22 protein-coding genes and 1 pseudogene are annotated in these 22085 nt (G+C 70.5%); 15 read left to right on the top strand and 8 right to left on the bottom strand.

What is annotated here, in order from left to right:
* Positions 1–15 precede the first annotated feature (15 nt).
* Positions 16–814: pseudogene (locus N864_RS08745) on the bottom strand (CoA transferase subunit A).
* A 349-nt stretch (positions 815–1163) separates the two neighbouring features.
* Here N864_RS08745 and N864_RS08750 point away from each other — a divergent pair.
* Positions 1164–3218, top strand: a complete 2055-nt coding sequence (locus N864_RS08750; RefSeq protein ID WP_034715752.1) for a peptidoglycan-binding domain-containing protein — start codon at positions 1164–1166, stop codon at positions 3216–3218.
* An 84-nt stretch (positions 3219–3302) separates the two neighbouring features.
* Here the strand turns inward: N864_RS08750 and N864_RS08755 are convergent, their stop codons facing one another.
* Positions 3303–3569, bottom strand: a complete 267-nt coding sequence (locus tag N864_RS08755; RefSeq protein WP_034715753.1) for a hypothetical protein — start codon at positions 3567–3569, stop codon at positions 3303–3305.
* Positions 3570–3674: 105 nt separating this feature from the next.
* Between N864_RS08755 and N864_RS08760 the strand changes: the two genes are divergently transcribed.
* Positions 3675–3875 carry a hypothetical protein gene (locus tag N864_RS08760; protein WP_034715754.1) on the top strand — a complete coding sequence of 67 codons (201 nt, stop codon included), beginning with the start codon at positions 3675–3677 and terminating at the stop codon, positions 3873–3875.
* A 52-nt stretch (positions 3876–3927) separates the two neighbouring features.
* Here the strand turns inward: N864_RS08760 and N864_RS08765 are convergent, their stop codons facing one another.
* From N864_RS08765 to N864_RS08780, 4 genes are read right to left on the bottom strand one after another with little or no spacing between them, the layout of a single operon-like run.
* A complete protein-coding gene (locus tag N864_RS08765; protein ID WP_034715755.1) occupies positions 3928–4650 on the bottom strand; it encodes a TIGR03089 family protein in 723 nt (240 codons plus the stop codon).
* A 23-nt stretch (positions 4651–4673) separates the two neighbouring features.
* A complete protein-coding gene (locus N864_RS08770) occupies positions 4674–5918 on the bottom strand; it encodes an LCP family protein (protein ID WP_051518371.1) in 1245 nt (414 codons plus the stop codon).
* Positions 5918–6355 (bottom strand): DUF2304 domain-containing protein, encoded by a 438-nt coding sequence (locus N864_RS08775; RefSeq protein WP_081793588.1) that lies wholly within the window; start codon positions 6353–6355, stop codon positions 5918–5920. Before N864_RS08775 ends, N864_RS08770 begins: the two co-directional genes overlap by 1 nt.
* The gene (locus N864_RS08780) at positions 6352–7032 is read right to left on the bottom strand and encodes a glycosyltransferase family 2 protein (RefSeq protein WP_034715756.1); all 681 of its coding nucleotides are present in this window, start codon (positions 7030–7032) and stop codon (positions 6352–6354) included. Before N864_RS08780 ends, N864_RS08775 begins: the two co-directional genes overlap by 4 nt.
* 142 nt (positions 7033–7174) lie before the next feature.
* Between N864_RS08780 and N864_RS08785 the strand changes: the two genes are divergently transcribed.
* Positions 7175–8131, top strand: a complete 957-nt coding sequence (locus N864_RS08785; RefSeq protein WP_034715757.1) for a lysylphosphatidylglycerol synthase domain-containing protein — start codon at positions 7175–7177, stop codon at positions 8129–8131.
* A gap of 1 nt (position 8132) precedes the next feature.
* Here N864_RS08785 and N864_RS08790 read toward each other — a convergent pair whose 3' ends face one another.
* Positions 8133–8564: a nitroreductase family deazaflavin-dependent oxidoreductase gene (locus N864_RS08790; protein WP_034715758.1), complete on the bottom strand. Its 432-nt coding sequence runs from the start codon at positions 8562–8564 to the stop codon at positions 8133–8135.
* 69 nt (positions 8565–8633) lie between these two features.
* On the opposite strand from N864_RS08790, the gene N864_RS08795 reads away from it, so the two are divergent.
* A complete protein-coding gene (locus N864_RS08795) occupies positions 8634–9569 on the top strand; it encodes a DNA-3-methyladenine glycosylase family protein (RefSeq protein WP_034715759.1) in 936 nt (311 codons plus the stop codon).
* A gap of 110 nt (positions 9570–9679) precedes the next feature.
* On the opposite strand, the gene N864_RS08800 is transcribed toward N864_RS08795, so the two are convergent.
* The gene (locus N864_RS08800; protein ID WP_051518372.1) at positions 9680–13987 is read right to left on the bottom strand and encodes an FtsK/SpoIIIE domain-containing protein; all 4308 of its coding nucleotides are present in this window, start codon (positions 13985–13987) and stop codon (positions 9680–9682) included.
* Positions 13988–14197: 210 nt separating this feature from the next.
* On the opposite strand from N864_RS08800, the gene N864_RS08805 reads away from it, so the two are divergent.
* From N864_RS08805 to N864_RS23615, 11 genes are all read left to right on the top strand, one after another.
* Entirely contained in the window at positions 14198–15436 is a 1239-nt protein-coding gene (locus N864_RS08805) for a TadA family conjugal transfer-associated ATPase (RefSeq protein ID WP_034715760.1), read from the top strand.
* Entirely contained in the window at positions 15436–16302 is an 867-nt protein-coding gene (locus N864_RS08810) for a type II secretion system F family protein (RefSeq protein ID WP_034715761.1), read from the top strand. The genes N864_RS08805 and N864_RS08810 overlap by 1 nt, the downstream gene beginning before the upstream one ends.
* Positions 16299–17375: a type II secretion system F family protein gene (locus N864_RS08815; protein WP_240474266.1), complete on the top strand. Its 1077-nt coding sequence runs from the start codon at positions 16299–16301 to the stop codon at positions 17373–17375. Before N864_RS08810 ends, N864_RS08815 begins: the two co-directional genes overlap by 4 nt.
* A complete protein-coding gene (locus N864_RS08820) occupies positions 17314–17658 on the top strand; it encodes a hypothetical protein (RefSeq protein WP_034715762.1) in 345 nt (114 codons plus the stop codon). The genes N864_RS08815 and N864_RS08820 overlap by 62 nt, the downstream gene beginning before the upstream one ends.
* Positions 17655–19028 carry a recombinase family protein gene (locus N864_RS08825; RefSeq protein ID WP_051518373.1) on the top strand — a complete coding sequence of 458 codons (1374 nt, stop codon included), beginning with the start codon at positions 17655–17657 and terminating at the stop codon, positions 19026–19028. The genes N864_RS08820 and N864_RS08825 overlap by 4 nt, the downstream gene beginning before the upstream one ends.
* Before the next feature lie 312 nt (positions 19029–19340).
* On the top strand, positions 19341–19514 hold the full coding sequence (locus N864_RS08830; protein ID WP_240474267.1) for a helix-turn-helix domain-containing protein: 174 nt from the start codon (positions 19341–19343) through the stop codon (positions 19512–19514).
* Positions 19507–19638 carry a hypothetical protein gene (locus N864_RS26225; RefSeq protein WP_276203097.1) on the top strand — a complete coding sequence of 44 codons (132 nt, stop codon included), beginning with the start codon at positions 19507–19509 and terminating at the stop codon, positions 19636–19638. The genes N864_RS08830 and N864_RS26225 overlap by 8 nt, the downstream gene beginning before the upstream one ends.
* Positions 19635–19937: a hypothetical protein gene (locus N864_RS08835; RefSeq protein WP_155892876.1), complete on the top strand. Its 303-nt coding sequence runs from the start codon at positions 19635–19637 to the stop codon at positions 19935–19937. The genes N864_RS26225 and N864_RS08835 overlap by 4 nt, the downstream gene beginning before the upstream one ends.
* Before the next feature lie 221 nt (positions 19938–20158).
* Positions 20159–20365: a hypothetical protein gene (locus tag N864_RS08845; protein ID WP_034715766.1), complete on the top strand. Its 207-nt coding sequence runs from the start codon at positions 20159–20161 to the stop codon at positions 20363–20365.
* Entirely contained in the window at positions 20362–21768 is a 1407-nt protein-coding gene (locus tag N864_RS08850) for a DNA primase family protein (RefSeq protein ID WP_034715767.1), read from the top strand. The genes N864_RS08845 and N864_RS08850 overlap by 4 nt, the downstream gene beginning before the upstream one ends.
* A gap of 100 nt (positions 21769–21868) precedes the next feature.
* Positions 21869–22085 (top strand): WhiB family transcriptional regulator (locus N864_RS23615; RefSeq protein WP_051518374.1); only part of this gene is annotated, 217 nt, incomplete at its 3' end.

Below are 22085 nucleotides of genomic sequence, written 5' to 3' on the forward strand. Positions count from 1 at the left end.
GGTCAAGGCCATCGCTCAGCCCTCCTGGCTCTCGGTCGAGGTGGGACGGGGCCGCACCGTATGCCGTTCGATCCGCTTGGTCGCCGCCTGCTCGGGGGTCAGGGGCAGCACCCGTTGGACGAAGATGCCCGGCAGGTGGATGGAGTCGGGGTCGAGCTCACCGGGCTCGACCAGTTCCTCGACCTCGGCGATGGTGAACTTGCCGGCCATCGCACAGAGCGGGTTGAAGTTGCGCGCGGACTGGTTGAACACGAGGTTGCCGTGCCGGTCGCCCTTCTCGGCGCGGACCAGGCCGAAGTCCGGACGCAGGGCCGTCTCGAGGACGAACGTCCGCACCTCTCCGTCGACCTCGAAGTCCTGGGTCTGCTTTGCGGGGGAGCAGACGGCCACGTTGCCCTCGCCGTCGTACTTCCACGGCAGGCCCCCCCTCCGCGACCTGCGTGCCGACCCCGGTGCGGGTGAAGAACGCCGCGATGCCCGAACCGCCGGCCCGCAGCCGCTCCGCCAGGGTGCCCTGCGGTGTCAGCTCCACCTCGAGCTCGCCGTGCAGGTACTGGCGCTCGAACTCCTTGTTCTCGCCGACATAGCTGGCGACCATCCGGGCGATCCGCTTGTCCTTGAGCAGGATCCCGAGGCCCCAATCATCGACGCCGCAGTTGTTCGAGATGGCCTCGAGCCCGTCGATGCCGGCGTCATGGATGGCCTGGATCAGCACGCTCGGGATCCCACACAGCCCGAACCCGCCGACCGCCAACGACGCCCCGCTCGCAATGCCCGCGATGGCCTCGTGGGGGGAAGTGACGACTTTGTCCATGGCCCGGACACTACCGCTCGTGGGGCGCCCGCCGAGGGGTGGTCCCCGCCCACAAGGCGCCCGGCGAGGTGGTGCAGGCGCACGTATGCCGCTCACCTCCTCTCGCGGGAGGGCGCGGTGTGCGGGTGGCTGAGGCGCGCTGCTGGAGTGGGTGAGCCAGCCGGTCGAAAGGCGGCGGGTCGAAAGGCGGCGGGCCGCGGACGGACGGTGAGCGCCATACGGACAAATGACACCGGTGTGATTCAGGGTCTCGCTAATTACAGAGCTGTAGTTATCCCAATCGACTTGTTAATTCTGTGACAAGAGTGCATAAATGAGGCGGATCAACACATCTGGGAAAGCAGGGGACATGGCGACGCGACGGCGACGACTCGGGGCGGCTCTGGTCATCCCGACCTTGGGACTGCCGCTGGCCGCCTCACGAGCCGACGCCTACACGCCTCCGCCGCCCCCCACGAAACTGCTGCCCACGGCGCTAGACGTCCTCGTTCCCTACCAAGCGCAGACGGTCTGCGACCCCCTGGCCCGACCGGGGGTCGTCGCGTTCGCCCAGCTGATGACCTCCCACTACGGCATGGGGACCACCTCGCTCATCGGGCGGACGTGTGGGAGCGACATCTCGGAGCACTACGACGGCCGCGCGTGGGACTGGATGCTCAACGTCAACAATGCGCAGCAGGAGGCGGTCGCCCAGTCGGTTCTCACCTGGCTGACCGCGCCGGATGCCCAGGGCCGTCCCGGGGCCATGGCGCGGCGTTTCGGGATCATGTACATCATCCACAACAAGAAGATCTGGCGCGCCTACAACACGGGGCGCCCAGATGCGCCGGCGTTCGGCTGGGGCCCCTACTACGGCGCGTCCCCGCACACCGACCACATCCACTTCAGCTTCACCTACGACGGAGCCGCGAAGGTCACGTCATGGTGGACGGGGGTCGCCCGCACCACCTACCTCACCTCGCTGCCGCCGACGACGCCGGGGGGCACCGTGACCGTCCCGCCTCCCGCGACGACGTACTCGACGCTCAGCTACAACGTCACCTCCGATGCCGTCAGTCGCCTGCAGACGGCGCTCGGCGACCTCCCCGTGACGGGCTGGTACGGACCCATGACGACGGCTCGCGTGAAGGCCTACCAGACCTTCATCGGCGTGCCCGTCACGGGCACGGCAGACGTCCGCACCCAGCAGCAGCTCTTCTCGAAGGGCTGGAGTGCCGCCGCCCGCTTGCCCCGCACGTACGCCCCGGCGTCACCGAAGGCGACGACCTCGCTGGCCGCGCCGAAGGCTGTCGCGCCGAAGGCGACCACCACACTGGCCGCGCCCAAGCAGGCCGCGCCGGCCGCTCCTGTGCCGAAGGTAAGTGCGCCGAGCGCGCCAGCGCCGAAGGGTGCGGCCAAGCCGACACCCAAGCCTGCTGTACAGCCGGGGCCCATCAAGACGGCCTACCCGACGCTGCGCTACGGGATGACCTCGGAGCCGGTTCGGAGGCTGCAGGCCGCCCTCGGAAACCTTCCGACCACCGCGTGGTACGGACCCATGACGACGGCCCGCGTCAAGGCCTACCAGAAGTCCGCCGGGCTGCCCGTCACGGGCATCGCCGACGCGGCCACGCAACAGCTGCTCTTCTCGCAGGGATGGAGGAGCGCGGCACCACAGAAGTATTCGACGCTCCGGTACGGCATGACGTCCGAGTCGGTGCGCAGGTTGCAGGCGGCGCTGGGCACGCTGCCGACGACGGCCTGGTTCGGCCCCATGACGGAGGCAAGGGTGAAGCAGTACCAGAAGTTCATCGGAGTCACGGTGACGGGCGTCGCGGACGCCCACACGCAGCAGGTGCTCTTCTCGAAGGGCTGGGGCACTGCCTCAGCAGTTGCCTTCACGGAGCAACAGGTGCCCGAGGTGCCGGCGGCCCGCGCCTTCGCGGTGCTGCGCCCGCCGACGGTGACCCCGGCGGTGGCGACCGTGTCCACGACGACGGCCTACACGCCATACAAGGACGTTGTCCTCGCCCTCGGGGCGCGGGGGGCCGCCGTGCGCTTCCTCCAGCGCGCGCTGGGCGGGCTCGCCGTCGACGGTGTGTTCGGCTCCATGACCCGACGCATGGTGACGGCGCTTCAGATCGGCCAGGCGATGCCGGCGACCGGTGTCGTGACCCCCGAGGTCTGGGACGTGCTCGAGCAGCGAGACTTCCCGTTCGTGGCGAACCGCGCCACGGTCCTGCGCCCGGGCGACACGGGACCCGCCGTCGCTGAGGTGCAACGGATCCTCGGGGTGCCCGTCACCGGCACCTACGACGCAGCCACCCGCGACGCGGTCAAGGCGGCGCAGGCACGAGGGGGGCTCGCCAGCACCGGCGTTGTGGCCTCTCGGACGTGGTCCCTCTTCGACCGCCTGTCGGCCTGACCGCTCGAACGGCGCGCTGACCACCACTCAGCGGCCGCACGGGGGAGGCACAGCCAGTTAGCGGGGTGTTCACAGCGCTTGGAGTCATATTCGCTCCTGTCTGCGGTCCCTGTCCGACAGGTTCCGGAGGAGCTCACCGATCCGGGAGTGGTTGTCGTCGTCGCTGTCGTGGCCGTGGCGATGCTCGTCTTTGTCGTGCTCGGCCGACCACGACTGCGGAACCGGCCGCTTCGCCTCGTCTCTCGAATCGTCCAAGTGCTGCTCAACGCCGATGCGGCTCTCCGACGGCGCATGGTGCTCCGCGCTATTGACCATGCGCCATCCGGACGTCTTCGGGGCCGGCATCATCATGGAGGGCTACTTCCGGCCCGGACTTCGGCCCCAGCTACACCCCCTTCAGCCCTGCGCAGCGCGACCGTACGACCTCCCCGTCTCGCGGCCGGGTCACGACCGCCCGTGGCCCTCTGGGCGTTCGCCTCTCGGCAGGACCACCTCGGCTACCCGACGACGTCCCGGTTCCTCCGGGCCGCGAAACCGTCGCTGTCCATCGTTTCCGTCATCGTCCCGCAGGGACGACATCGGCCCGCGGTCTTCGAGCCGTACAGTGGCGAGGCCCTGGCCCGGCTGGCCCAGACGCTGCCCGGCTTCCGGCCCTGACGTTCAAACCGGGCCTGGGACGAACAAGGGTCCCGGTCCCCAAGGGCCTCAGTCAGTGCGCCGCTCGGTACGTTGCCGTCACGCCCTCCGCGGCGTGGCGAGCGGCAGTGCCAGCGGCCGGCCCACGTGACAGCACTACGGATCCGTCGGCGCACCACGCGGCGAGGGTCGCGGTCAGGGCCTCAGGAAGCGGCGCTGCCACGGCGACCCGGGGCCGCGGCCCCCAAGGGCTCTGCGATGTGACGAGAGCGCCATACGGGGTCGAGGCGCCGTCGGCGACCAGGGCCACGTCGCCGGCCTCGGGGTCGGCGAACGGCGTGAAGACGTCACCGTGGGTCGAGAGCTCACGTGCCTCGTCCACCGCGTTGGGCGCCATACCGGCGTCGGGGTGACTGCGCGCCAGCGCAGCGAGCGTGACGAGCACGGCGTCCCCGCCGTGTGCGGCAGCGCGGGTGGGGTCGTCCGTGACGAGGACGTCTGACTCGATGGCCTCGTCCCCGGTCACCACCGTCGCACCGACCGACCAGGTCGCGAGCGCCCAGTAGGCCGCACGCCAGTGGGTCGGCAGGTCCAGGCCGACGGTGGTGCCCGGCTCCGCGGCCAGGTCGTCCTGCAGGAGGTTGGCCGCCTTGGCCACCCAGTTGGCGAGCACGCGAGCCGACAGCTCGATGCGTTCGCCCTGGGTGGGACCCGGCTCGTCGTCGTACCAGGTCAGGCGGGGTCGGCCGGGGTCGGAGGCCTGCAGGTCGTCCAGAATCTTCGCGGGGGAGAGCACGACGCGAGCCTACGACCGGACCATCACTGGTGGATCGTGGTCCCGGCCGGGGGCGAGGTGAGCGGTTCGTCGTCCTTGAGCGCCCGGAACAGCGCCTTGGCCTGGGCCGTGTTCCACTTGACTGCGACCCCGGCGTTGCGGGTCGGCAGCGACATGGTCTCGATCGGCACCGTGAGCGACAGGCCCTCGTCGTTGCTGACGCTGCGCATGGCCTGCAGGATCCGCACCGCGTCCATCAGTCCTGTCTGCTCCCCGACGATGATGCCGGAGCCGACCGCGTCGGCGAACCCCTTGTACCGCCAGGGGATCAGGACGGTGGCTGGCGTCGCTGCCTTCTTCATGACGGCACCGAGGAACTGTCGCTGCCGGTTGGCCCGGCCGATGTCACCGAGCGGGTCCTCGTAGCGGCTGCGGACGTAGCCGAGAGCGTCCTTGCCGCCCAACGTCTGGCAGCCCTTCTTGAGGTTGATACCGGCCTTCTTGTCGGTCATGTTGCGTGGCACGCAGATGTTGACCCCGTCGAGGGAGTCGACCATGCCGGCGAAGCCGCCGAGCCCGATCTCGAGGTAGCCGTCGATGTGGATGCCGGTGACCTGTTCGACGGTCTCGGTCAGCAGCTTCGCGTCGCCGAAGGAGAAGGCGGCGTTGATCTTGTTGCTGCCATAGCCGGGGATCGGGACGTAGGAGTCGCGCGGGATGGAGACGAGGACCGGTTTGCCGCCGCTCTCGGAGACGTGCACGAGCATGATCGTGTCGGTCCGCTTGCCCTCGGCGTTGCCGGTGGCGTACTCCTTGCGTTGGGCCTTGGTGAGCCCGGCGCGGCTGTCAGAGCCGACGAGGAGGTAGTTGTAGCCCGACGTGTCCGTCGGTCGGGAGCCGCCCGGGATGTTGTCGACGCGGGCCACGTTGTTCCACGCGTTGACCGGCACCCACACCATGAACGCCAACCACGCGACGACGAGGAGAACCACGAGCAGAAGGATCGTGCGCCCCGTCCGACGCCGTCGGCGCGGCCGGGCGACAGGCACATCCGTATGCCGCTCACCGCGGTCCCGCTCGGGGCGCCTAGGGCGCTGGCGCCGGGTGTCGACCACATACGCATCGTCGTTCTCGGGCCGTGCATCCCACCCCGTCTTGGACTGAGTGATCCCGGGCGCTCGGCGCTCGCCGGTGGCACTCGATCTACGGGATCGCGAGCGCCGGGTGTCGACGACGTAGGCATCGTCGTCTACTGGCTCCCGTTCGTCGCGGGGAAGGTCGGTCGGCATCAGGGCAGCTCCGGGTCGGCAGGCAGAGGGGGACTCGGCTGGTCGAGAGTAGCGGCCCCGTCCTCTGCCTCGTGCCTCCCACGCCCGCGTTCGGTGGTGCCGCGTGGCGGCCGGGCCTCGTCCAACGCGAGACGGCGGGCCAGCCGCGTGTACCGGATCTCCATGTCCCGGAAACGACGGAAGGTCGTCACCACGAAGCCGAAGAAGGCGACGACGAGTCCGTACAGGATGAGGTCCGCACCGCGACCAATGCCCACCGCCTGAGCAAGCCGGGTCCAGACCGTCGGGTCGAGGATCGACCAGACGGCAAAGGCGGCAAAGAGCAGCAGCCCGAGGCGCCGCAACGCCTGCGCCTTCTGCCCGTAGGAGATCAGCAGCCGCGCCGCGATGCCCAACGTGACGACGATGAGGATGAGCTGGATCAGGAGTTGCTTCATCGCCAGATCAGCTCCGCGAGGATGTTGACCGCGTTCCAGAGCGACTGGCCCTTGGCCTTCGAGTAGTCGGTGTAGAGGATGTGCACGGGTTCCTCGGCATACCGCACCGGCCGGCCGTCGATGCGCATCGAGCCGATCTGGGCGACGATCTCCGAGGCGTGGGCCATCCGGTTCTGGGTGATGTCGAGGCGCTCGACCACGGGTCGGCTGAGCACCCGCAGCCCGTTGTGAGCGTCGGTGAGCCTGGTGTTCGTGGTCAGGTTGGTCCAGGCGACGGCCAGCCGGAGCACCAGCCGCTTGAGTGCGGTCGCCTCGCTGCGGTCGTCGAGGAAGCGCGAGCCGAAGACGACATCGACATCGCCCTCCCGCAGCCGGGCGACCATGACTTCCACGTCACTCGTCTGGTGTTGGCCGTCCGCGTCGAAGGTGACGACGTAGCGCATCAGGGGGTCGCGGAGGGCGTACTCGAAGCCCGTCTGCAGGGCAGCCCCCTGTCCCAGGTTTCCCGGGTGCCGGACGACGGTCGCGCCTGCGGCTTCGGCCCGGTCGGCCGAGTGGTCCCGTGACCCGTCGTCGACGCAGACGACGTTCGGGAACGTCTCGAGAGCCGCGCTCACGACGTCGCCGATGACCTCGGCCTCGTTGTAGAGCGGCACCACGAGCCACACGTCGTCCATGTCCATCAGAGGTAAGCCTAGAGGGGCACGGCGCGTATGCCGTGCGCATGCCGGTGCCCGTTCGGGAACGACTCCCATCGGCACTACAGTCGAGGACCATGACGATCAGGCGTCGGTCCGCCGTCCCCAAGGCACAGGAGTGGTGACTCGCCGACGCGTTCTGACGGCGATCCGCGTCGCCGTGGCGGTCCTGACCGTCGCCGCCGTGGCGTACGCCGTCGTCACCAACTGGGCCGACGTGTCCGTCCACCTCAGCCGGATCTCGGTCGGGGCGTTCCTGCTCTCGACCCTCGCGGCGCTCGCCGGGACGTGGCTGACGATGCTCGGCTGGCGGGTCCTGCTGGCGGACCTCGGATCGCCCCTCGAGCTCGCCCCCGCGAGCGGTGTCTACTTCGTGGGGCAGCTGGGCAAGTACCTGCCCGGCTCGCTCTGGTCGGTCCTCGTCCAGGCCGACATGGCGAGCAGCCTCAAGGTGCCGCGCCGCCGTACCGCTGTCGCGGGCCTGCTCGCCCTCGGGTTCTCGCTGCTGACCGGGTTCGTCGTCGGCCTGCCGGCGGCGTCCTACCTCATCCGCCGCGAGGCCGACGGCTTCGACTGGTGGACGCTGCTCGCACTGCCAGTGGTCGCCGTCCTGCTCGTGCCCCGAATCCTCAACCGCCTCATCGGCAGTCTGCTCCGGATCCTCCGGCGCGAGCCGCTCGAGCACGACCTGTCGGGCCGGGCGGTCGGCAGCGCCGTTCTGCTGTTCATCCTCGTGTGGGTCACCTTCGGGCTGCACACCCTGTTGCTGGCGCGTGCCGTCGCCGGCCCCGAGCCGCATCCACACTTGGGCGTGGCCGCCCTGACCGGTTATGCGCTGTCCGTCTCCCTGGGGATGCTGACGGTGATCCTGCCGGCAGGGCTCGGCGCTCGGGAGGGACTGCTGACCCTCATCCTTGCGACCGCGATCCCGGTCGCCGCGGCCGGTGCCGTCGCCATCGTCTCTCGCTTCATCGTGACCATCGTCGACGTGTCCTGTGCCCTGTTCGGGTGGCTCTACGCCCGGCGCCACCATCTGCTGGCCGACCGCCGCCGGGAGGAGCTGGCGCCGCGGGCGTGACTCAGACCTCCTGGAGGAGGAAGACGGGGATCAGCCGGTCGGTCTTGGTCTGGTAGTCGGCGTAGGGCGGGAAGCCGTCCACGGCCCGGGTCCACCATTCCTCGCGCTCCGGCCCGCTCAACTCGTGAGCCTGGTAGGTGGCCGAGCGGTTCCCGTCCTGGAGGGTCACCTCGGGGTGCGCGCGAAGGTTGTGCACCCAGAGCGGGTGCTTGGGGCTGCCACCCTGGCTGCCCACGAGCGCGTAGCGACCAGCGTGCTCGACGCGCATGAGGGGCACCTTGCGCAGAGCCCCGGTCCGGGCGCCCCGCATGGAGACGACCACGATCGGCCGGCCCTGCATGAGGACGCCGTCGGTGGTGCCGCGTGCCTCGACCTCGTCGACCTGGTCCCTGACGAACGGGCGCGGGCTCGGGACGTAGTTGGGGGTGTCCATGACGGGGCCAACGCGCTGCGGCGCCACCCCATTCCGTGGCGCCGCGCACCTCGGGGGAGACTGGTCGTCATGACGTCCGGCCGGCTCCGCGTGTGGCGCGCCGATCGGCCGGTCCACCTCGAGGCACAGCTGATGGCCTTCCGGCGCGGGTCGGGTGACCCCACTTCTTGGTATGGCGGTCCCGCCGGCTTCGCGCGGGCAGCGCAGACACCGGCCGGGCCTGGGACGATCCACCTCGTATGCCGCTCAGCCGAGTCGGCCGTCGAGGCGCGGGCGTGGGGCCGCGGTGCGGACTGGTTGCTGGACTCCGTGCCCAGCCTGCTCGGAGCCAGCGACGACCCGACGGGGTTCTGTCCCCTCCATCCACCGGTCCAGGAGGCGTGGCGACGGTTCAGCCATTGGCGGGTGCCTCGGTCCCGACTCGTCCTCGACGCACTCGTGCCGGCGATCATCGAGCAGAAGGTGACGGGACACGAGGCCTTCGCCGGCTACCGCCGGCTCGTACGGCGCTTCGGCGAACCGGCGCCGGGGCCTTTCGCGGATCGCCTGTACGCACCGCCGTCCGCCCGGGGGTGGGCAACCATCCCGTCGTGGGAGTTCCTTCGGGCCGCCGTGGACCCGGCTCGCTCCCGGGCCGTCGTGGCGGCGGCGCGGGTCGCGGGTCGGCTCGAGCAGGTCGTGGACCTGCCCTGGTCACAGGCGCGCCAGCGGCTGCGGGCGGTGCCCGGGGTGGGGGTCTGGACGGCGGCGGAGACCGCACAGCGGGCCCTCGGCGACCCGGACGCCGTGAGCTTCGGTGACTTCCATGTCGCCAAAGACATCGGCTGGGCGCTGGCCGGCCATCCCACCGACGACCGCGGTCTCGCTGAGCTGCTCGAGCCCTACCGCGGTCACCGGTTTCGGGTCCAGCAGCTGCTCGGTTTGGCCGGTCACCATCGGCCCCGCCGTGGCCCACGGCTGGCGCCCCGCACCCATCTGCCCGTGGCCACGGCTCACCGCCGCTGAGCACTGAGGTGTGGCCGCGGGCCGCCTGCACCGCCGACCAGGGGAGCGGTCTGCTGGGACGAGGGGAGCGGTCTGCTGGCGGCAGGGGTGGGCGGCATACGGCCATGCGATCACCCGATGGTCGGGTGCTGCCGTGCTGGGATCGCCACCTGGATGGGCGTCGGGACACCGTCCGTGACGAGCACACCGCGCCCGGGGACTCGCGCGGATTGCACCTCGACCCTGGCTCGGAGCAGCTCCCCGTCGGTGGCAGCGCCCGGGCAGAGGACCACCCCGACGCCCCCGCGGCTGACCTCCGGGACCAGCCCACGAAATGCGGTCGATGCACGCCGCGTGTCGAGAGCGACGGCGACCAGGCCCCCGGCGCTCTCGACGAGTCGAGTCGCCTCCACCAGGGCCGACTCCAGCGGAGTGCCCTCGAGGCGGTCACAGTCGTCGACGAGGACGGCGAGCTCGGGGCGCTCCCGGCGGAGTGCGACGAAGCGATCGCACTCGTCGGGGGCGAGAACGTGGCAGCGGGAATGCCCCTCCAGCTGTCGCAACGGGGAGCGGCGCGGGGCCACGAGCGCTATGTCGCGATCGCGATCCTGTCGGCGCAGCTGCACCGCCAGCGTGTGCAGCAGGGTTGACCGGCCACTGCCGGGCGGACCGAGCACGAGGACTCGTCGCTCGTCACGGCCCAGGTCGAAGCCCAGCGGCACCACGTCGTCGCCACCCACGCCGATCGCGACGTGCTCGCCGGGGGTGGTGGCGGTGGTGGGAAGCTCGTCGATCGGGATGTGCTCGGGGAGTGGCGCCAGCCGCCAGGGACGCTCGCTCACCGGGCAGTCACCGTGCCGACTGGCCACGGCATCGGCAACGGCGCGGGCGAGGGCACCAAGGTCGGCGGTCGGGTCGTCCCCGGGAAGGCTGAGCTGGACCTCGGCCTCGTCCCGGGCGTCGAGCGCGCGGCCGGGCGGTCGGTGACGGTTGGCAGCCGCCGGCCCGATGCCGGCCAGCGTCAGGTCGACCGGGTCCGGCATGTCGAGCAGCAGCCGGCGTTGCAGGAGACTGCCCAGCCGCCCCGAGGCCACTGCCCGGCCGCCGGTCACCACGACGGTCACTCCTCTCGAGAGCCCGTCGCGCACGAGCCCGACCAGCCGTTCGGTGCTCTCGCCCTGGTCCAGCTCGTCGAGTGCCGCAGTGATCGCCTCCCAGCCGTCGACGAGGACCACGGTGCGTCGTGCGGAGTGGATCCCTTCGGTCAGGCGACGGATCGCACGGCGGACACGTTGGACGTCCTCGGTGCCGGTGATCGAACCGCAGTGCGGGAGGGCGGAGAGGCACGCCAGGGTGCCGGGCGTGCCTTCGATGAGGTGCACGTGCAGCTCGCCGGGCGAGAACCGCTCGGCAAGACGCAGCGCCACGGCGATGACCGTCGTCGTCCGGCCGGTCCGCGCGCCCCCAGCGACACCGAGGTGCCCATCCTCGTGGGGGTGCCACGTGAGGGGGCTCTGCCGCTGCTCCGCTGGGCGGTCCACCAAGCCGAGGGGGACGGCCCGGTCGTCGCCGAGCGCCGGTGCGAGCTCGTCGGTTCCACGGTGGAGCTCCGTGGGCCGAACCATCTCTGGCAGGGGCGGCAACCACGGCGAGCTGGGCGGTGGCAGGCGGAGCCGCTCTGCAGCGTCGGTCAGGCTCGCGGCCACCAGTTGAAGCTCGGTCTGCGTTCCGACCGCGGGCTCCGCGCTGATGTCCCGCGGTAGGGGAGCCATGACGTCGCCCCAGCGGAGGCGGCGGACGACCGGGTGGGCGAGGCCGGTCTCGGAGGCAGAACGGCTTGGGTGACCGGCGTGGGCGACCTGGACCGAGACGAGGCGCTCTGGGCCCGCGCGCAGGTAGGCGCGGCCGGCCAGACGCTCTGGTATCGCCGCTGCATCCGGCGCCTCGATGACGTCGTCGCTGTCCGTCCGGTCACGCATGCGAAGGGCGATGCGCAGCGAGACGTTGGCCCGCATGTCGGCGGAGACGATGCCCGCCGGGCGCTGGGTCGCCAGAACGAGGTGGATCCCGAGCGAGCGGCCCACCGCAGCCAGTCGGACCAGGCCGCCGATGAAGTCAGGCAGCTCCTCGGCCAGCACCTTGAACTCGTCCACGACGATCACCAGCCGGGGGAGGGGCTCAGGTGCGAGTCCGAGCTCCTGTCCCCGAGCGGCGAAACGCCGGTAGTCATCGAGGTCTTTGGCGCCCACCCCGGCGAGCAACCGTTCGCGGCGTTTCAGCTCGGCCCCGAGCGAAGTCAGGGCGCGCGCCGTGAGGTGCTCGTCAAGGTCGGTCACGACGCCGACCACGTGCGGCAGGTCGGCGCAGTCCCGGAAGGCGGAGCCGCCCTTGTAGTCGACGAGGACGAAGTTGAGCTCGTCGGGGGGTGAGTGGACGGCGAGGCTGGCGACGAGGGTTTGGAGCAGCTCGGACTTGCCCGCGCCCGTCGTGCCACCGACGAGGGCGTGCGGGCCGTCACGCACCAGGTCGAGGACGAGCGGACCACCCTCGCTGGCACCCAGGACAGCCATCGGGCCGCCATGGCGCCGCGCGCGCCACCGATTCGCGACTGCGGCAGCGTCCAACGGGTCGGCGCAGGTGTCACTGAGGCGGTGCAGTTCGACGAAGTCGACTCGGTCGGGCAGCGCCGGCCCGTCCGGGTCAGGTGTGGCGTCCTCCAGCGGCGCCAGCTCCTCGGACAACGCCTCGGCCCAGGCCCGGTCGGGCAGGTCCGGGACGAACGTGGCGGATGCCTGCCCAGCCCCGTCGAGCCGTGCCGCAGCCCTCGGCCCGGACTCGACGACGACCTGCGCCGCCGCCTCGACCGGCAGGCGGGTGGCGTCCTCGTCCAGACAGAGGAAGTGGATGCCGACCGTGGGCCCACGCTGGAACAGCTCCGCGACGCCGGGCTCCCGGCGCAGCCGCTCGCACCCGTCGACCACGACGACAAGATCGGGCCAGTTGGAGGTGTCGGCCCGGGATCCGCTGCGCTCCGTGACCAGCGCCGTGAGCTCTGCGACCCGCCGCTCAACGGAGTCCCCGTGGGTCAGGTCGCCGATCGCCGCGACACACGTCGGCCCGAGGGGTGCCAGGTGCGGTAGCCGGGCCGTCCACCACCACGCCTCAGCCGCCGCGGCAGCGGCCGTCAGCACGACCAGCCGAAGGGCTCGGGGAGAGTGCCAGGCGCACAGCTGACCGATCATGCTGCGCGCAACCGCGAGGGTCCGGTCCCGGGGCCCGGCCACCCCGAGCACGCCGAGCTCGCGCAGGCGCAGCACTTGGGGCACCTCCAACAGGGGCACGTCAAGCAGGTCGGCCGCGTCGCCGGTGACGGTCGTGCGCGGCTGTTGAGGACCAACCCCCAGGCGCAGGGCGAGATAGTCGGGATCTCCCGGTCGTCGTTCCCACAGGCGGGTGCTCACGGACGACACGACGAGTGCCGCCATCGCGAGATCCGGCGCCTCCTCGTGCCGGACGACGTACTCCCGGTCCAGCGCCTCGCGCAGCGCCGTCTCGGCGCGTCGCCGGCTCGCGGCATGGTCGGCCAGCTGTCTGCGATAGGAGGTCCGACCGTGTCTGCGGTCACTCCACCACTGCCCGAGGAGCATCGCCGGCGTGAGCATGGCGAACAGCATCATCACGGGGGAGCGCAGGACTACCGCGAGCACAACCGACAAGGCCATCGGCACCAACGCCGCGATGAGGGGTAACCGGCTGCCCTGCGGCCTCTCGGGTCGCGTCGGAAACTCGATCTGCGGTATGGGCGGCGTGCTGGAGAACCGCGGCGGTCGGTGCACCCGGCACCTGCCTGCGGCGCTCGTCGTCGCTGCCGGACGCACCGATGCGACGCGGAGGGTCAGTGTCGTCGAGCCGACTCTGACGCGGTCACCGATCCGGACGGTGGTCGGTACACCGCCCAGTTCCACCTCGTTCACGGAGGACGTGTTGGTCGGCGTGAGGGCGCGCACGGTGACCCCGGTCGAGCCGACCGACAGCTCGAGATGGCGGCGGGACACGGTGCTGTCCTCGAGACGGACGGTGCACTCGCCACTGCGGCCGACCACATGTGTACCGCGTCCCAAGGCAACGACGGTCCCAGCACCGGGCCCGCCCACCACGTCGAGGTGGATCAGCGCTTCCGAGCCCAGCGTCATACTGCCGACGGCTGCGCGGCCGAGCGCGAGGGTCGCTCCGTGCAGGAGCGGTGGCTCGCCCAACGGCTGGGCCAGGTCCAGCGGACGGCCACCCGAGCTGAGCACCGCCCCCTCCGCGCACCCCACGCAGCGGTGCAGGTCGTCCACGACGTCGCCGAGGGTCGCGCCCTCGGGCGCCTCGACGAGCACGTCCGTAAAGCCCGCGCTCGCCTGTCCGGTATCGACGACGGTCCAGATCAGGCGCATGGGGTCGCTCCTTTCCCGCACCATGGCAGCAGAAACCGCGGAACTGCGTTCTCGGATATCCACACATGTCCGTCATGGCTGTCGCGCGTTGGCGGTTATCCACAGTGATCGGGTGCCGTTTGCCCCCGCTGAGTCCCCATCGCGCTAGTTTCGACGAGCGCCATCCGCCGTTCCGGGGCAGGATGGCTCGCAGCGAACGCAGGGGGCCTGATGTCGACACACGAAGCGGTCGCCCGGATCGAGGGGGACGTCCGAGAGCTGATCCGTCGCTCCGGCATCGACCCTGCACGCGACCACGCCGAGATGCGTCAGCTCGTGCTCGACGCCGTGCAGGAGTACGACGAACGGTCGCTCCATGGCGGCCTGCCGGTTCTCGGGGACCCCGGCGACGCGGTCCGCTCGATCCTGTCGGTGGTTGCCGGCTACGGCCCCCTACAGCAGTACTTCGACGATCCTGAGGTCGAGGAAATCTGGATCAACCAGCCATCCCGGGTCTTCGTGGCGCGCGGTGGGGCAGCAGAGCTGACGCCGACGATCCTCAGCGCGGACGACGTGCGCGACCTCGTCGAGCGGATGCTCAAGAGCAGTGGGCGCCGGGTGGACCTCTCGTCACCGTTCGTCGACGCCACGCTGCCCGACGGCTCACGGTTGCACGTCGTCATCCCCGACATCAGCCGGGAGCACTGGCAGGTCAACATCCGCAAGTTCGTCGTCAAGGCGGACCATCTCGACGACCTGGTTCGCCTGGGCACCCTGACGAAGCAGGCCGCGACGTTCCTCGAGGCGGCGGTCGCCAGTGGGCTGAACATTCTCGTGGCGGGCGGCACGCAAGCCGGCAAGACCACCCTGCTCAACTGCCTGTCCGCCGCCATCCCTCCGCGCGACCGGGTCGTGACCTGCGAGGAGGTCTTCGAGCTGCGGATCCCGCTTCGCGATGTCGCCGCCATGCAGTGTCGGCAGCCGAGCCTCGAGGGCACCGGCGAGGTGCCGTTGCGACGACTCGTGAAGGAAGCGCTCCGAATGCGACCGTCCCGGATCATCGTCGGGGAGGTGCGCCAGGAGGAGAGCCTCGACCTGCTCATAGCGCTCAACAGCGGGGTGCCGGGCATGTGCACGGTGCACGCCAACAGTGCTCGCGAGGCCGTCACGAAGATGTGCACCTTGCCGCTGCTGGCCGGCGACAACGTCTCGAGCCGCTTCGTCGTCCCGACCGTCGCGGCCTCGGTCGACATCGTCATCCACGTCGCCCTGGAGCGGGACGGCAGCCGCCGGGTGCGCGAGATCGTGGCTGTTCCAGGACGGGCCGAGGGCGACGTCATCGAGGTCGCAGACCTCTTCGTGACGCGGGCCGGCCGGCTCGAGCGCGCTGATGGATTCCCGCCGCACCGTGAGGCGTTCGAACGGGCCGGCTACGACCTCGCAGCCCTACTCGCCCAGGGGCCGCGCTGATGTCGCCCATCGTCGTCGGCACGGTCTTCGGACTCGGCGTGTTCTGCATCTACTGGTCCTTCTGGCCGCAACAGGAGCGGCCGGCGAAGTCGCGTGACGGCGGAGTCCTCGCCCACCTTCGCGACCACCTGACCCAGGCCGGCTACGCAGCCGTCACTCCCGGCAACCTCGTCGTCGGCTCCGTGGTGCTGTTCGTGCTCGTCTTCCTCGGCGTCATGCTCTTCGTGGGGGTGGTGCCCATCGCGCTGAGTTTCGCGCTGATGGCCGGCCTCGGCCCGGTGACCCTGGTGCGGTCTCGCGCACGGGCACGGCGGAACAAGCTGCGTGACCTGTGGCCCGATGCGGTCGACAACATCACGTCCGGAATCCGAGCCGGACTCGCCCTTCCCGAGGCGCTCGCCCAACTTGCCGTTCGGGGCCCGGAGGAGCTGCGCCCCGCCTTCGCCGCGTTCGCCGAGGACTACCGCACCACCGGACGGTTCCACGACTGCCTCGACCGGCTCAAGGAGCGGTTGCGCGACCCGGTCGCGGACCGACTCGTCGAGTCGCTCCGGATCGCACGGGAGGTGGGCGGCAGCGAGCTCGGCACCCTGCTGCGCACGCTCTCGGCCTTCCTCCGGGAGGACGCCCGGACCCGGTCCGAGCTCGAGACGAGGCAGAGCTGGACCGTCGGGGCAGCGCGGCTGGCGGTCGCCGCACCGTGGGTCGTCCTCGGCATGCTCGCGATGCGGGGTCAGTCTCTGGCTGCGTACTCCCGTCCGGTGGGGTGGGTCATCCTCCTCATCGGCGCCGTGCTCTGCGTCGTGGCGTACCGGATCATGGTGTGGATCGGTCGACTGCCCGAGGAAGAGCGGGTCCTCCGGTGAGTGCGTCCGATGCGGTGCTGGTCTGGCTTCCCGGCTCCGGCTGGTCCTGGGCCGGCGCCACGGTGGGAATCCTCAGCCTCGCCGGGATTGCCCTCGTCATCGCCGGCTTGCCGGTGATGCGACGCCCCGGGCTGGACGACCGCCTCGAGCCCTATCTGCGTGACACCGTCCGGCCCTCCCGGCTGCTCGCCACCGCCAGCACGGGTCCAGCCTTTTTCGGGCTGGGCGCTCTCGCCGCACCGTACGTCAAGCGGCTCGGTGCACGCGTCGACGGGCTGCTCGGAGGATCAGCGAGCGTGGTGCGTCGCCAGCTGCGGGCCGGCAAGCCGCCGGACCTGGACGGCTTCAGGGCCGAGCAGGTCGTATGGGGCTTCGTCGGGGCGGTCGTCGCGGTGCTCCTCACCGGCGTGACGGCCGCCAGCAAGGGCCGTCTGTCGGTCGTCATGCTCGTCCTACTGGTCTTTGTCGGAGCGGTCTCGGGAGTCGTTGCCCGCGACGTCCAACTGTCTCGCGTGGCCCGTCGGCGTGAGCAGCGCATGCTGGCCGAGTTCCCCACGGTCGCAGAGCTGCTCGCGCTCGCCGTCAGCGCGGGCGAGGGAGCGACCGGTGCGCTCGAGCGGGTCTGCCGCCTCTCGCACGGCGAGCTGGCGGACGAGCTGCGTCGCTGCCTCGCAGACGCGCGAGCAGGCGCAAACCTGCCCACCGCGCTCGAGGGGTTGGCCCGGCGCACCGGCCTGCTCAGTCTGAGCCGCTTCGTCGACGGCATCGTCGTGGCCGTCGAGCGCGGCACACCGTTGGCCGAGGTCCTGCGAGCCCAGGCCCAGGACGTCCGCGAGGAGGGCCGGCGCGCCCTCATGGAGGAGGGTGCGCGCAAGGAGATCGCCATGATGGTCCCCGTTGTCAAGAGGTACCCTTTTAGACATGAGACACGAGCAGCGGACATTGGCCGCGTATCACGAGGCGGGCCACGCCGTGGCGGCAACCATGCGTGGCGGCTCCGAACTGCTTTCGGTGGCCATCGACGAGGGGAGCAACGGCCACGGCCTGACGCTACACAGGAGCAAGCCGGCTGACGCGCCATTCATCACTTGGGCTGGGCTCTGGGCAGAGGCGCGGCTGACGTGGCCACTGCTGACCCTCGACGGCCTCGACCACGAGGACGGTAAGGGGTACACCTTCGCGGACTACATCACTGGCGTGTGGCTTGGTCAACCGGACGATGCAGAGGTGCTCGGGCGCTACGAGGCCGAATCCCTCATGCCTGAGTTGCTGCCCGCGACCTACTCGACGTGGCACATGCTGATGGAGCGTGAGTGGCCCAATGTGCGCGCGCTGGCCGAGGGGTTGTTGAAATGACGAGCGCCACCATCTATGTGCGGCAGTCTGAGGACAAGACCGGCGAGGCCGCCGCTGTGACGCGCCAACTGGACGAGTGCCGCGAGTTCTGCGCGTCCAAGGGCTGGGCCGTCCGCGAGGTCTTCGAGGACAACGACCGCAGCGCCACCAGTGGGAAGACGCGCCCAGCGTTCGAGGCGCTGCTCGACAGCAACCCCGAGCGCATCGTCGTCTGGCACGTCGACCGCCTCGTGCGCGTGACCCGCGACCTCGAGCGGGTGATCGACCTGGGGGTGAACGTGCACGCCGTCAAGAGCGGGCACATCGACCTCAGCAACCCTGCCGGCCGGGCCGTGGCGCGTACCGTGACCGCATGGGCCACCTACGAGGGGGAGCAGAAGGCGCTACGACAGGTGAGCGCGAACCGACAGCGAGCACAGGCGGGCCGCGTGCTGTGGTCCCGTAGGCCGTTCGGGTTCGACCGCGAGGGGGCCGAGGTGCGAGTCGTCGCGTCCGAGGCGGCCGAGCTGCGCAAGGCCGCGCGCAAGGTGCTGAAGGGCGCCACGCTCGCCTCTGTGGCTGCCGACTGGAACGGGCGAGGCGTCACGACCTCGACGGGTGGCAAGTGGAGCGTGACGGCCGTGAAGCGGGCACTCACGAGCCCTCGCCTCACGGGGCGGGCAGTCTCCCGCGGCGTGGACTACGGAGCGGGCAAAATGCCGCGCATCCTTGACGACGACACGGCCGACCGGCTCAAGGCGCTCCTGACCGACCCCCGACGCAAGGCCGCGCCCTCGACCACGACCAAGTACCTACTGAGCGGCCTCGTCTGCTGCGGGCGCGAGGACTGCGACGACGAGCGCATGTTCGCCACGAGCAACGCCCAGCAGCGCATGATCTACCGGTGCCGGAAGTGTTATGGCGGGCGCGGCATGGACGACGTCGACGAGGTGGTGCGCGCCACCGTGGTGGGCATCTTGAGCCGCCCCGACGCGGCCGACCTGTTCCGCGCGCCCGTCGACGTCAACGCGCTCCGCGCCGAGGTGGTCGAGTTGCGCGACCGGCGCGACGGACTGGCCGAACTGCTCGCCCTGGGGCTCATGACCCGCGAGGCCGTGAAGGACTCAGCGCAGCGGCTCACCGATCAGATAGCCGACCTCGAGCGCAAGATCGACGCGGCCAACGGTGCCTCGCCCGTGACACGATTGCTCGGAGCCGAGGACGTGGCAGCCGCGTTCGACCGCCTCTCCCTGCCGGACAAGCGGGAAGTGATCCGCACTCTCATGACCGTGCGAATTTTGCCGGTAGGCAAGGGAGTTCGCTTCCGATTTGAGCACGTCGAGACGATCCCGCGAGGGCAGGCCGGCGATCGAGACTCGCCCGGCGTATAGCGCTAGTTGGTCATTGCACCGGACTGTCCGCTACTATGGGCGGCACAAGAGAACACCGAGTCAGTCCAAGACACTGGCGGGGCGCGAGGCCCCGAGGCGCGAGGCCATAACCGGGAGAGTCGGGACCGCTCAGGAAGTGGCAGTGGCGCGAGGCCAAGCCACGGAGGCGCGATGCTTCCCGGTTTCCTCTGAAGCCGCCGAGTGACACGAACACCTAAAGAGGGTGACGTGCGCTCGGCGTTCGTGTTTCTCAGGAGCCTTGGAATGCCTCGCAAGACAGCCGCCCCGGCTGGCCGCCGTCACCTCGTGACGATGGAGGCCGCCGCCGACTATCTCGGAGTTCACCCCCTAACCATTCGTCGCCGTATCGCTGCTGGGCGCCTGAAGGCGTACCGCTTGGGGCCGCGCACGATCCGTGTCGACCTCGCCGATGTTGAGGCCCTGCTTCAGCCGGTCGCCACTGCGAGCGGTGATGCCGATGTCTAGGACCGCCGACGCCCGCCGCGACAGCCTGGCCGAGCACGTAGCCAAGAGAGTGGCCGAGTGGCCGCCACTCACCACCGCCCAGCGCGACAGGCTGGCCCTGCTGCTGCGGGGTGAGCCCGCTTGAGCACAAAAAGAATCCGCCCCGCGATGGGCAGTCACGAGGCGGACCCGAAGACGTTTGGCGGCGTCGAGTCACAGTCTACCGCCGACCTGACCGCCCGCGCTCGTCGCCACGACTACGCGCTGCGTGTCGTCAGTGAGCGGGCCGACGGGGTGCTCGTGGTGCAGTTCTACACGAACCTCCCCGCGGCTGAGCGCAAGGTGACGCGGACCCGTGAGCGCGGTCTACGCGCCGACCTGTCCCTCGTGCGCCTCACGGCCGTGCCGTTCGCGGTGCTCGACACCCTTGGGGGTGCGCTGTGAGTACCTGGACAGCGGAGGAAGTGGCTGCAGAGTGTCACGCGGCGTGGTGCGCCGGCTACGACCTCGGGGTGATGCACGCGAACCGCGTTGCGGCTCAGGCGCTCGCACAGGAGTTGCTGAGCGCTCAGGCTGCGGAGTCCCTAGGGCTCGCCCGCCGAGAGGCGACAGAGCGGCACGGGACCGCCTGGGCTGCCCTCGTGTGTGACGAGGAGGTGGCGTAGGTGCGACCGATGTTCGTCTACCCCGAGAGTGCCCGCCATGCCCTCGTCCGGGGCGCGCTGCGGGACTTCCTGCGAGACAACGGGATTCCGGCTCAGTACCTGTCCGCGCGCCGTGGCTGGCTCGTGCGCCGCGACCGCCTCGCTGACCTTGTGGCGAGAGCCGAGCGGGACGGCTTCCACGTCCGAGTGAAGGGAGCGGACCTGTGACGACCTACGACACGACCCACGCAACCGCCGACCAGTACGACGAGGACGGGCGCCCGGTGTCTGGCTCGGGGGAGCAGCACTCCGGTCAGGTCCGCATGGCCTACCGGCTCGCTGCCTCGCATGCTGACCGGCTGCTACATGTCCACGGGATCGGCTGGCACTACTTCGACGGGCAGCGCTGGGCCGAGGACGACAAGGGCCGCGCCCGCCGCGCGGTGCTCGAGGTGCTGCGCGACGCGCTGGCCGATTCCATCGCGGACAAGCAGCTCCGGTCCGACGTCGCCCGCTGCGAGTCCGCCTCGGGCGTCGCCGGGGTGCTCGAGATCGCTGCGGCTCTGGTTGAGTTCGCCGCCACGGTGCGCGACCTCGACGCCGACCCCTACCTACTCAACTGCGCGAACGGGACGCTCGACCTCCGGACGCGCGCCGTCCGTCCGCACGACCCGCGAGACCGACTCACCAAGGTCACGAGGGGCGCCTACGACCCGGACGCCGATACGAGCGTGTGGGATGCGTTCCTCGCCTCAGTGCTGCCCGACGAGGCAGAACGGGACTACCTGCGCCGGGTGATCGGGCAGAGCGTCTACGGGCGGGTGCGCGAGCACCTGTTCCCGGTCCTGATCGGCACAGGCGCCAACGGCAAGGGCACCGCCTACGGCGCGATCACCAATGCGATGGGCGACTACGCCGCGGTGATCAACCCCGAACTGCTCATGGTTCGCGAGCGGGGCGGGATCGGTGGCCCCGAAATGATGACCCTGCTGGGCGCCCGGCTCGTGATTGGCTCGGAGACCGAGGAGGGCCGCAAGCTCGACGAGGCGACCATGAAGCGGCTTACGGGTGGGGACGAGCTCACCGCGCGCCGGCTGTACCGGGAGCCCGTCTCGTGGCAGCCGAGCCACCAGCTCGTCTACGTCACCAACGCGCTGCCCAAGGTCAAGGGCAACGACCCGGCCGTGTGGCGCCGTATCCGCGTCGTCCCGTTCGATGTGGTGGTGCCGCCCGAGGATCGCGACCCGACTCTGCCCGAGACGTTGGCGCTGCACGCCGACGCGGTCCTGTCCTGGGTGATCGCCGGGCACTTCGACTACGAGGACAACGGCGGCATGCGCGAGCCCGCCTCAGTGGTGCGCGCCACGGGCGACTACCGGGCCGACAGCGACGCCGTGGCCCGGTTCGTCGCGGAGGAGTGCGAGACCGGGCCGCATGTGCACGTCACGACGCGGGAGCTGTACGGCGCTTGGCAGCGCTGGGCCGTCAGTGACGGTGCCGAGCCGATGAGCGAGCGCGCGTTCGCCAAGGAGCTGGACCGCCTCGGATACGAGGCCCGCAAGACACGGGCCGGGGCCGTCCGAGCGGGGCTCACGCTGCCCTCTGACGCCGCCTTGGACGAGGGGTGGTGACGCTTGTGACGCTTCAATGTGAACTCTTCACGCGTGCGTGCATGGGAAAAGTTGTCATAGACCCGTCACAAGCGTCACACCTCCGCTCGGATGTGGCCCGATGACCGCCCGCGACGAGTTCAACGCCGACCTGCTCGCCCTGCTCGACGAGGGCCGCTCCGTGCCCTGTGCCGGCCGTGACGAGTGGACCTCGGACGAGCCCGACGAGCGTGCCCACGCGGCCGAGGAGTGCGTCTCCTGCCCGCTGCTCGAGGTCTGCGCGGACCTCGCCACCGAGGAGCGCCACAAGTGGGGCGTGTGGGGCGGCCTCGACCGCT

The organism is Intrasporangium chromatireducens Q5-1 (genome assembly GCF_000576575.1).
GTDB lineage: Bacteria > Actinomycetota > Actinomycetes > Actinomycetales > Dermatophilaceae > Intrasporangium_A > Intrasporangium_A chromatireducens.